The sequence below is a fragment of the Bifidobacterium sp. UTBIF-78 genome (assembly GCF_006408945.1).
Lineage (GTDB): Bacteria > Actinomycetota > Actinomycetes > Actinomycetales > Bifidobacteriaceae > Bifidobacterium > Bifidobacterium myosotis.
On record NZ_JFAO01000067.1, the window covers coordinates 1 to 10775 of the forward strand.

Consider the following 10775-nt stretch of genomic DNA (forward strand, 5'->3'; position numbering starts at 1 on the left):
GGAAAAGGTTAAGGCTTTCGCGGACTGGCTGACCAAATGGTTCACGGTCATCGTCATCGTCTGGGCCGTCTTCAACTACTTCGTGCCGCAGGCGAGCCTGTGGGGCAAGGCATACACCGGATACATGCTGGGCATCGTGCTGTTCGGCATGGGCCTGACGCTTACGCTCGATGACTTCAAGCGCATCCTCACCCAGCCGCTCATGGTCATCGTCGGCACCGTGGCGCACTTCGTCATCATGCCGCTCATCGCCGTGTTGCTGTGCTGGATCTTCCGCCTCGACGGCCCGCTGGCCGTGGGCGTGATCCTCGTGGGCTGCTGCCCGTCCGGCACCTCCTCCAACGTGATGAGCTACCTGTCCCGTGGTGATGTGGCGCTCGACGTTTCCATCGGCATTCTCTCCACGCTGTGCGCGCCGTTCATGATCCCGCTGCTGATGCAGTGGCTGGCCTCCCAGTATGTGGCCGTGCCGGTGCAGTCCCTGTTCCTCAACGCCGTCAAGGTGGTGCTCTTCCCGATCGCCCTTGGTGTGGTGTGCCATATGATCTTCGGTAAGAAGATAGAGAAGGTCACCGTGGCGCTGCCGATCGTCTCCCAGGTCGCCATCCTCCTGATCATCGGCGTCGTGGTCGCGGCCAACGGCCCGAAGCTGTTCGTGGCCTCCTCCCTCATGGCCATCCCGGTGGTCATCCTGCACAACCTGTCCGGTTACGCGCTGGGCTTCGGCTTCTCCAAGCTCATGTACAAGGTGTATCCGAAGGGCTTCCGTTACGCGCAGCAGAAGGCCATCACCTTCGAGGTCGGCATGCAGGATTCGGCTCTGGGCGCCACTCTCGCCCTGACCTCCTTCGCCTCCAACCCGATCGCGGCAGTGCCGTCCACGTTCTTCTCCGTGTGGCACAACATCTCCGGCTCCATCCTGTCCAGCTGGTGGCGCAACCACGATGACAAGCACGAGATTCACTGGGATTCCGACAACGGCGAGAAGGGATCCGCCAAGGGCTCCGACGCTGTACACGCCTTCGATGCCGACAAGGCCAAGGCTGCGGAAAAGTGATATAGTTCACAATAACTAAAGATTTGGCGGTGCCCCCGAGTGACAAGACTCCTCGGGGGCACTTGCCGTTTGGGGTCACGGAACCCCGGGGTTGAGTAAGTGTCGGATTTCGACGCAAGGCTGACGGTTTTCGATGGTTGGCTGTCGGATTTCGACGGTTGAGTGTCGGACCTCAACGCATGACTGTCGGATTTCGTACCGTATATGTACGAAATCCGACAGCCAACCATCGAAAACCGACACTGAACCGTCGAGGTCCGACAGTTTTGCGTCGAAATCCGACAACAAATGTCCCGATGTCCCGCGTCAAAAACGCTGACGGATTCACCGCTCCTTGGTCCTGTTCCTTGGTCCCGCTTCTCGGGCTATCTCCCCTAGTGGGGAGCCAAATGATGATCAACGACGGGACGCGGGGCAGTCGGTCGGCCGCAGCTCTGCTGCTACGCATCGGCGCGTCGTTGTCCGGCCGAATCGTAATATAGATATTTGTGTGTGCCAATGGCATGCCTTATGTGACAGGCATGTGGGTTGGGATATCCTCCGTGTCGATGAACGCACGCAGCAATGCGCCGCGGGAGACGGGGAGGCCATCGGGCCGGTGGACTGGGCTTACTTTTCCGATTCGTCGGATGCGCGTGAAACAGCGCTCCGCGGAGGTTTCAGGGAAAGTGCGGGCGCAGTGCGGCGGTCGCACGAAAGCAAGATAACCACTGAATCGGAGTTCAAGTTGCCTACTATTGAACAGCTCGTCCGCAAGGGACGTTCGCCGAAGCCGAAGAAGTCCAAGACTTTGGCACTGAAGGGAAGCCCGCTGCGCCGCGGCGTGTGCACCCGTGTTTACACCACCACCCCGAAGAAGCCGAACTCGGCTCTGCGTAAGGTCGCCCGTGTCCGTCTGTCCTCCGGCGTGGAAGTCACCGCCTACATTCCGGGTGAGGGCCACAACCTGCAGGAGCACTCCATCGTGCTCGTGCGCGGCGGCCGTGTGAAGGATCTGCCGGGTGTGCGTTACCACATCGTGCGTGGTGCGCTCGATACCCAGGGTGTCAAGGACCGTAAGCAGGGTCGTTCCCTGTATGGAGCAAAGAAGGCGAAGTAAGAGATATGTCACGTAAGGGACCTTCCAAGAAGCACGTCGTGCTGCCCGATCCGATCTACGGTTCCACCGTGGTGGCGCAGCTCATCAACAAGATCCTGCTTGACGGCAAGAAGTCGATCGCCGAGGACATCGTGTACTCCGCGCTCGACATCGTCAAGGAGAAGTCCGACCAGGAGCCGGTGGCCGTTCTGAAGCGCGCCCTGGACAACATCCGTCCGTCCCTCGAGGTCCGCTCCCGTCGTGTCGGTGGCGCCACCTACCAGGTGCCGGTCGAGGTCAAGCCGAACCGCGCCAACACCCTGTCGCTGCGCTGGCTGACCGACTTCTCCCGCGCCCGTCGTGAGAAGACCATGGCCGAGCGCCTGGCCAACGAGATTCTGGATGCCTCCAACGGCCTCGGCGCTTCTGTCAAGCGTCGCGAGGATACTCATAAGATGGCAGAGGCTAACAAGGCCTTCGCCCACTACCGCTGGTAATCCAGAGAGAAATAAGGAAATACGATGGCTGAAGAGATTTCGGACCTTCACAACGTCCGTAACATCGGCATCATGGCCCACATCGATGCCGGTAAGACCACCACTACTGAGCGTATTCTGTACTACACCGGCAAGAGCTACAAGATCGGTGAGGTTCACGATGGCGCCGCCACCATGGACTTCATGGCTCAGGAGCAGGAGCGCGGCATCACCATTCAGTCCGCCGCCACCACCTGCTTCTGGAACCGTCAGACCCATGACACCGACGAGAAGTTCCAGATCAACATCATCGACACCCCCGGCCACGTGGACTTCACGGCCGAGGTGGAGCGCTCCCTGCGCGTGCTCGATGGCGCCGTCGCCGTGTTCGACGGCAAGGAAGGTGTGGAGCCGCAGTCCGAGACCGTGTGGCGTCAGGCCGACAAGTACGGTGTGCCGCGTATCTGCTTCGTGAACAAGATGGATAAGCTCGGCGCGAACTTCTACTACTCCGTCGACACCATCAGGGAGAAGCTGGGCGCTACCCCGATCGTCATGCAGCTGCCGATGGGCTCCGAGAGCAGCTTCACCGGCGTCATCGACCTGGTCGAGATGAAGGCCTATGACTGGAACACCGGCGACGAGCTGGGTGCCCACTACAACATGGACCCGATTCCGGACGAGTACAAGGACAAGGCCGAGGAGTACCACGAGAAGCTCGTGGAAGCCGCCGCCGAAGCCAACGACGAGCTCATGAACAAGTTCTTCGAGGAGGGCACCCTCACCAAGGAAGAGATCCGCGCCGGCGTGCGTCAGCTGACCATCGCCAAGCAGGCCTTCCCGGTCTTCTGCGGTTCCGCCTTCAAGGACAAGGGTGTGCAGCCGATGCTGGACGCAGTCATCGATTACCTGCCGTCCCCTGAGGACGTGCCGGCCATCAAGGGCTACAAGCCGGGCGATGAGTCCGTCGAGATCGACCGTCATCCGTCCAAGACCGATCCGTTCGCGGCTCTGGTCTTCAAGATCTCCACGCACCCGTTCTACGGCAAGCTCGTGTTCGTGCGCGTCTACTCCGGCTCCGTCAAGCCGGGTGACTCCGTGCTCGACTCCACCCGCGAAAAGAAGGAACGTATCGGCAAGATCTTCCAGATGCACGCCGATAAGGAGAACCCGATGGATGTGGCCGATGCCGGCAACATCTACACCTTCGTGGGCCTCAAGAACGTGACCACCGGTGACACCCTGTGCGCCATCGACAACCCGATCACCCTCGACTCCATGACCTTCCCGGACCCGGTTATCCAGGTGGCCGTTGAGCCGAAGACCAAGGCCGATCAGGAGAAGATGGGCATCGCCCTCGCCAAGCTGGCCGAAGAGGACCCGACCTTCCAGGTCACCACGGACGAAGAGTCCGGCCAGACCCTGATCGCCGGCATGGGCGAGCTCCAGCTCGACATCATCGTCGACCGTATGCGTCGCGAGTTCAAGGTGGAGTGCAACCAGGGCAAGCCGCAGGTCGCGTACCGCGAGACCATCCGCAAGGCCGTGATGAACGAGCAGTACACGCACAAGAAGCAGACCGGTGGTTCCGGCCAGTTCGCTAAGGTCCTCATGAACTTCGAGCCGCTCGACACCGAGGAAGGCAAGACCTTCGAGTTCGAGAACGCCGTCACCGGCGGTCACATCTCCCAGGAGTTCATCCCGTCCATCGAGGCTGGCGTCAAGGAGGCCATGGAGTCCGGTATTCTGGCCGGCTTCCCGGTCGTGGGTGTCAAGGCCACCGTCACCGATGGTCAGATGCACCCGGTCGATTCCTCCGAAATGGCCTTCAAGATCGCCGGTTCCATGGCGTTCAAGGAGGCTGCTCCGAAGGCCAAGCCGGTCATCCTCGAGCCGATCATGAAGGTCGAGGTCCGTACTCCGGAGGAGTACATGGGCGAAGTCATCGGCGATCTCAACCAGCGTCGTGGCAACATCCAGTCCATGACCGACGCCATCGGCGTCAAGGTCATCGACGCCAAGGTGCCGCTGTCCGAGATGTTCGGCTACATCGGCGACCTGCGTTCCAAGACCCAGGGTCGCGCCATGTTCACCATGGAGATGGACTCCTACGCCGAGGTGCCGAAGAGTGTCTCCGACGAGATCATCAAGGCCCAGCGCGGCGAGTGACACGCGTTGCCCAATGAAGTGGCCAGTGTCTCCAGTCAGCGGTAAAATCGTGTACCGCTGACTGGGTTCTGGCTCTTCAATGTGGCACATAACCCAGAAACCCAGTAGAATAAGCGAGTCCCATGCGTAATGCATGGATAAACTCACGAGACGTCCAGGAGGACAAAGAGTAATGGCAAAGGAAAAGTACGAGCGTACTAAGCCGCACGTTAACATCGGTACCATCGGCCACGTCGATCACGGTAAGACTACCCTGACTGCCGCCATCTCCAAGGTGCTGCACGAGGAGTTCCCGGATGTCAACCCGGAGTACGACTTCAACCAGATCGATTCCGCTCCGGAAGAGGCCGCCCGCGGTATTACCATCAACATCTCCCACATCGAGTACCAGACCGCGAAGCGTCACTACGCTCACGTGGACTGCCCGGGCCACGCCGACTTCGTGAAGAACATGATCACCGGTGCTGCCCAGATGGATGGCGCCATCCTGGTTGTGGCCGCCACCGACGGCCCGATGGCCCAGACCCGCGAGCACGTGCTGCTCGCCCGTCAGGTGGGTGTGCCGAAGATCCTGGTCGCCCTGAACAAGTGCGACATGGTCGAGGATGAGGAGCTCATCGAGCTCGTTGAGGAAGAGGTCCGTGACCTCCTCGACGAGAACGGCTTCGATCGTGACTGCCCGATCATCCGCGTGTCCGCCTACGGCGCTCTGCACGACGACGCTCCGGACCACGAGAAGTGGGTTGAGCAGATCAAGAAGCTCATGGACGCTGTCGACGAGTACATCCCGACCCCGGTCCACGACCTTGACAAGCCGTTCCTGATGCCGATCGAGGACGTCTTCACCATCTCCGGTCGTGGTACCGTGGTGACCGGCCGTGTGGAGCGTGGCCAGCTGGCCGTCAACTCCCCGGTCGAGATCGTCGGTATTCGTCCGACCCAGTCCACCACCGTGACCTCCATCGAGACCTTCCACAAGACGATGGACGCCTGCGAGGCTGGCGACAACACCGGTCTGCTGCTCCGTGGTATCAACCGTACGGACGTCGAGCGTGGTCAGGTTCTGGCCAAGCCGGGCTCCGTCACCCCGCACACCAAGTTCGAGGGTGAGGTCTACGTGCTGACCAAGGACGAGGGTGGCCGTCACTCGCCGTTCTTCTCCAACTACCGTCCGCAGTTCTACTTCCGCACCACCGACGTCACCGGCGTCATCGAGCTGCCGGAAGGCGTCGAGATGGTTCAGCCGGGCGACCACGCTACCTTCACCGTTGAGCTGATTCAGCCCATCGCTTTGGAGGAGGGCCTGACCTTCGCTGTGCGTGAGGGTGGCCACACCGTGGGCTCCGGTCGTGTGACCAAGATCCTCGCCTGATTTTCGTCAGACGTGAATCTTCGCTTGAACTAGCGACTTAAGGGAATCCCCCTTCGAGATTGTTGTCGGAGGGGGATTCCCTTTTCCGTATGTGCGTTGTGTTGTTGTGCATGCGGTTGTCACGGTGGCAACCGTAAGCGGCAGTAGCAGGCCATGTCTGTGAATCCACGAAGTCGGGGCCGCAGGAACGTTGGCGTGCGTTCATTCGGACAGTATGGGGGGCACTTGCATGGGAACCACCCGGACAGACGGGATCTTACGTTCCGGCGGCTGCCGTCAACGCGCAAATGGTATCTGCAATACGTTCATTGGGCTCTTCCGATTTTGGCGTGTAAGAGCCATGCGTTTTCATTTCTTAGCTGCATTCGATTTTTATTGCCGATGCATTGTCGGTACCCTAGCCGCATTCCGCGCGATGATGCGCTAATGTGGTGCCCAGCTACGATTCGACCGAGGCCGCCTATATGTTCCTCGTTTCCGGCGACCGCATGGCATCGAATCGGGAAGGAAGGTCGCCGATGACTGTCACCGCCGCACAGGTCGCCCATTGCGGGTCCGTCTCCGCCCTGTCTATGGGGCTGCCGATCTCCACAGCGATTCCCGTCGCCAAAGGCACGCTGCCGAAAGCCGCTGTCGTGGGACGCACGCCGATTTCCGCGAAGCTCAAGCAACGTCTGACCAACGATATCGGATCCATTACGTTGCTCTCGCTGATGAGGACGGCCAACACGGGCCTCGAACCGGGCCGATTGATACCCGAAGTTTTGGTCATCGGCCTCAAGCTGACCGGCAAGGCGGGCTCCGTGCCCGTCGAGGTCATCGAGCTGATCGCCTCGCAGCGCAAGTCCGGAATCGTGTTCGCCTGCGTGCGGGAGGTGCCGTTTGAAGGCGGCACGCGTGAGGAGTGCGCGTTCGCGGTCCGTCGCGCTCAACCGGGGCGAGCCGGTCACATGCCGAACTATCAGGTATATACCGGCGAATGGTTGCCGGCGGGGGAGTGTCAGTTGGAGATCGCCGGCGGCACCATCGACGAATTGTGGATGTCATTGTGTTCACAGACCATTCTCGGCACGCCTGAGGTTGCCGATTTGGATGCGCGTATCACGCGCCATGCGCAGATCGCCAAGCTTGAGGCCGATATCGACAAAATCACCCGAGATCATCAGCGAGCGAAGAACGCCGCACAACGTAACGAATTGTACGCCAAGCTGCACAAAGCCAAGACCCAGCTCGCCCAGTTACGTGAGGGGTAGTGCCAGCCGGTACCGCCGCGCATAGCGCGCCGCTCAACTGCGAGAGAGCTGACGGCCACTGATGGCCCGTCGGATGGTCGTTTGTGCCGTTGCGGTTCTCTCCTTTCCTCCCCGCCCAGCCGGTTGTGTCGGCATGGGGTATGACGTGCGGTGTGGCGCTTGTAGCAGACAGCCTGCGGAGCGCTGTGCATGAGCAGGGAAGAACCGGTGACGATACGGCAGTCTATATGTTTGCAAGGCATATCTTGCCATGTCAGATGATTATTTGTGCATGCTGGTCGGTTGTTGTTGAATGAACCTGTAGTGGAGTGCTTCCGCGCCGTGCGGAAGAACCGCAAAGACCGTAGACAAGGAGAACAATCATGAGCGAGACCGAAACCATGAAGGCCGCGATCTTCGAGGAACCTGGCAGGATGGTTGTGCGGGAGGTGCCCAAGGCGCATCTGGAGCAGGATGATGACATCGTGATCCGCGTGGTGCGTGCCTGCGTCTGCGGTTCGGACCTGTGGTTCTTCCGCGGGCTCACCCCGCAGACCCCGAACAGTCAGGTGGGCCATGAGTCCATCGGCGTGGTCGAGGAAGTGGGCGCTGCGGTCAGGAGCGTAAAGCCGGGCGATTTCGTGGTGGTGCCGTTCCCGTACAGCTGCGGTACGTGCCCGGTGTGCAAGGCCGGATTCGAATCCGTGTGCCCGCACGGCGGATACTTCTCCGCATGCCAAGCCGAGTATCTGCGTGTACCGGAAGCCGATGGCACCGTGGTCAAGGTGCCCGGCTCGCCCGAAGACTACTCCGATGAGATGCTGGCGTCACTGCTGACCATCTCCGATGTGATGTCCACCGGCTATCACGCCGCCGTATCCGCCGAGGTCAAGTCCGGCGATACCGCCGTCGTGATGGGCGACGGTGCCGTGGGCCTGTGCGGTGTGATTGCCGCCAAGATGCGTGGTGCCACGCGAATCATCGCCATGAGCCGTCACGAGGATCGCGCGGCGTTGGCCCGTGAATTCGGTGCAACGGATGTGGTGCCAGAGCGCGGTCAGGCCGCCATCGACAAGGTGCTGGAGATGACGGACGGGTATGGCGCGGATGCGGTGCTCGAATGCGTGGGCTCCAAGCAGTCCTTCGATACGGCCATCGGACTGGTGCGTCGCGGTGGCGTGATCGGGCGTGTGGGTCTGCCGCACGACGTTGAGATCAGCGCGGAGGGCACGTTCTACGCCAACATCGGCATCAAGGGCGGCCCGGCCCCGGTGCGGCACTATGACATCCAAGGCGGACTGCTCGATGCGGTGCTGAAGGGTGAGATCAATCCCGGTCGCGTGTTCACCGCCGAGTTCGACCTGGACCATATTCAGGACGCCTACGAGGCGATGGACCAGCGTAAGGTCATCAAGTCGCTGATTCGTTTCTGAGGTTTGCGGGTGCGTGCCGACAGAATGTCGTTACACATGCTAAAAGCGTCAGTACGTATGCGGGTTGGACGAACACTTCACATACATGCTGACGCTTGCGACACGCAATATAGGAATTTAAGGCGCTGGATGTTAGTGGTCCGTCTCGTAATTGTTTGAGTGGTTGGACCCTTTCTAATGAGGGGGGCTGGTACCGAAAGCTGAATGGGGGAGAGACCGAGCCTGAACTCCTCAATTACTAGCGAGACGGACCATTAGATGGTGGTCATGTCGCTGCGAACACGTTCGGCGGCAATGTCGATATTGCCGGGCCAGGTGGGTACTCCTGAGATGAGCTTGACCTTGGCAAACTCCGCAGGATCGTTGAGTTTACGGAAAACACCTTTATCTATGTATTTTGACATGTCGAAAATACCGGATGCCCCGTCAGAGCAAATCACCTTGAGTCTATAACCGGGTAACGGCTGCGCGCTGTTAACGCGGATTGAGTAGTCGATGTTCATGGCGCACTCCTTGTCACGGTTCTATCATTCCTGGATTCGAGTAGTTTGAAGCTGCGAGCCAAGCGTGGTGAAGCTCGTCACGCCTTCTCGAAATCCACCTGACTACCATTGTATGTTGTCTTTTGGGCAAAGGCTGGGCCCCGATTGAGTTGCCGCTAAGGTCATACGTGGCATTATGGCCTGCATATTCGGCATGAATATGTGGGGGAGCATGGTCGGCAAAGTCCATTGTTATTCTGATTCCATTGAATCGGCAAATTTCCGGCATATCGAATTCCAGTCGAAAACATCAGGATGATGCGTTGATATGGACTGTGGGAAGGTCAAACCAGTGTGCTTTCTTGATGATCTTGTCTCTTTGTTCATAGGGAAGCCGCATGTAGTCGATGATGTCTTTGTCTTGGAATAAGTCACTGCAATACACTGGAAGTCTGTAGCGTGGGACTATTCCTATAAGGTCTTTGCCGTTTGCCATATGAGCTATTTGCCGAGCGTGAAGTACCGAAACAGGCAGCTCAGCATCATATAGCGCTAAGGCAAAGTGAATTGCTTGGATGCACGACCAATAATTTGCACCTGAGACGTTGAAAGACCATCCGCCTTCGTCTTTTCGCGGGAAAAGATGCATCCATGAAAAGCCGTGACCGGGGCGGACTTCCCATGTGTGGCCTTCAGCTTGTTTGCTGTCCATCCATGCTTCGAAATCTTCGGGTGAGTTCTGATCAAGATCACGTAATCCGTGATGTCGAAAGTCTGCGTATTTGATACACCAGTCAAGCGGCGTGGCGTCCATCTTTGGGCATGCGTATCCACTCGCTTCATATCCAAGCATGCAGGCTTTAAAATATTCTCCTGAAGTCAGTGTGGGTAGTTTCTTATTAAGTACGGTTCCTTCTTCTAGTGATGAGAACAATTGAGTGAATCGTAGGATGTCTTCAGCGTGGATGCCATTGAGGAAAAGTTCTCTATTCTCAGGGAATATATCCCATACGTCGCGGCGAAGGATTGTTCCTGTTCTCATGTCAAATGGGAGTTTTTCACGAATAATGGTGTTGTACGAATCGTCTTTACATCGGATAACGCAGTATTGCGCACCACGCATCAGCCAGTTCATTAATGGAACATAATATTCGGGATTGTCGGCATGGTCGTCGTTGGCAAAACGAATGCAGAAACGTCCGTTGATGAATAGATGCCGGCAATCGTCATATTCAGTACAGGTGATTTTGTACCAGACGGTTTCATCTGGATAGGAGCTTAGCCAGGATTGCTCGAATTCCTGATAAGTCTGATACTCGCCGTCTTCATACAGCTCGTCGTAGTGGCCGAAGGCCGTGATCGGACCGCGTTCTGCGGGTATCCACAGTAGGCGGAACCCATCTTCTCCTAAGGGCTCGATGTTGTCGAGTACGTCAAACAGCTGTGTGGCCGCAGTGTCGAGAGGCAGGTAAATAT

General features: G+C 58.6%; 10 protein-coding genes. 7 read left to right on the forward strand and 3 right to left on the reverse strand.

Annotation, left to right across the window (positions count from 1 at the left end; translation table 11 throughout):
• From BG22_RS10395 to BG22_RS10425, 7 genes are all read left to right on the forward strand, one after another.
• Positions 1–1057, forward strand: a 1057-nt coding sequence (locus tag BG22_RS10395; RefSeq protein ID WP_140495359.1) for a bile acid:sodium symporter family protein, incomplete at its 5' end; no start/stop codon positions are given.
• A gap of 727 nt (positions 1058–1784) precedes the next feature.
• Complete coding sequence (gene rpsL, locus BG22_RS10400; protein WP_094667405.1) at positions 1785–2156, forward strand: 30S ribosomal protein S12; 372 nt, start codon at positions 1785–1787, stop codon at positions 2154–2156.
• 5 nt (positions 2157–2161) lie between these two features.
• Positions 2162–2632 (forward strand): 30S ribosomal protein S7, encoded by a 471-nt coding sequence (gene rpsG, locus BG22_RS10405; RefSeq protein ID WP_094667337.1) that lies wholly within the window; start codon positions 2162–2164, stop codon positions 2630–2632.
• Positions 2633–2656: 24 nt separating this feature from the next.
• The gene (gene fusA, locus BG22_RS10410) at positions 2657–4780 is read left to right on the forward strand and encodes an elongation factor G (protein WP_140495361.1); all 2124 of its coding nucleotides are present in this window, start codon (positions 2657–2659) and stop codon (positions 4778–4780) included.
• Between the two features lie 172 nt (positions 4781–4952).
• Positions 4953–6152, forward strand: coding sequence for an elongation factor Tu (tuf, locus tag BG22_RS10415; protein WP_140495363.1), 1200 nt, complete (start codon positions 4953–4955; stop codon positions 6150–6152).
• A gap of 518 nt (positions 6153–6670) precedes the next feature.
• Positions 6671–7405 (forward strand): DUF4391 domain-containing protein, encoded by a 735-nt coding sequence (locus BG22_RS10420; protein WP_258186342.1) that lies wholly within the window; start codon positions 6671–6673, stop codon positions 7403–7405.
• A 362-nt stretch (positions 7406–7767) separates the two neighbouring features.
• On the forward strand, positions 7768–8817 hold the full coding sequence (locus BG22_RS10425; RefSeq protein ID WP_140495365.1) for a zinc-dependent alcohol dehydrogenase family protein: 1050 nt from the start codon (positions 7768–7770) through the stop codon (positions 8815–8817).
• Between the two features lie 254 nt (positions 8818–9071).
• Here BG22_RS10425 and BG22_RS10430 read toward each other — a convergent pair whose 3' ends face one another.
• The 3 genes from BG22_RS10430 to BG22_RS10910 form a co-directional block, all read right to left on the reverse strand.
• A complete protein-coding gene (locus BG22_RS10430; protein WP_140495367.1) occupies positions 9072–9320 on the reverse strand; it encodes a DUF2442 domain-containing protein in 249 nt (82 codons plus the stop codon).
• 13 nt (positions 9321–9333) lie between these two features.
• Positions 9334–9588: a DUF4160 domain-containing protein gene (locus BG22_RS11555; protein ID WP_140495369.1), complete on the reverse strand. Its 255-nt coding sequence runs from the start codon at positions 9586–9588 to the stop codon at positions 9334–9336.
• Positions 9589–9609: 21 nt separating this feature from the next.
• Positions 9610–10775 (reverse strand): hypothetical protein (locus BG22_RS10910; protein ID WP_181163494.1); only part of this gene is annotated, 1166 nt, incomplete at its 5' end.

Excerpts from the sequence above, each read along its gene's own strand:
- rpsG (WP_094667337.1), top strand. The coding sequence starts at position 2,162 with ATGTCACGTAAGGGACCTTCCAAGAAGCACGTCGTGCTGCCCGATCCG.
- fusA (WP_140495361.1), top strand. The coding sequence starts at position 2,657 with ATGGCTGAAGAGATTTCGGACCTTCACAACGTCCGTAACATCGGCATC.
- tuf (WP_140495363.1), top strand. The coding sequence starts at position 4,953 with ATGGCAAAGGAAAAGTACGAGCGTACTAAGCCGCACGTTAACATCGGT.
- BG22_RS10420 (WP_258186342.1), top strand. The coding sequence starts at position 6,671 with ATGACTGTCACCGCCGCACAGGTCGCCCATTGCGGGTCCGTCTCCGCC.
- BG22_RS10425 (WP_140495365.1), top strand. The coding sequence starts at position 7,768 with ATGAGCGAGACCGAAACCATGAAGGCCGCGATCTTCGAGGAACCTGGC.
- BG22_RS10430 (WP_140495367.1), bottom strand. The coding sequence starts at position 9,320 with ATGAACATCGACTACTCAATCCGCGTTAACAGCGCGCAGCCGTTACCC.
- BG22_RS11555 (WP_140495369.1), bottom strand. The coding sequence starts at position 9,588 with ATGCCGGAAATTTGCCGATTCAATGGAATCAGAATAACAATGGACTTT.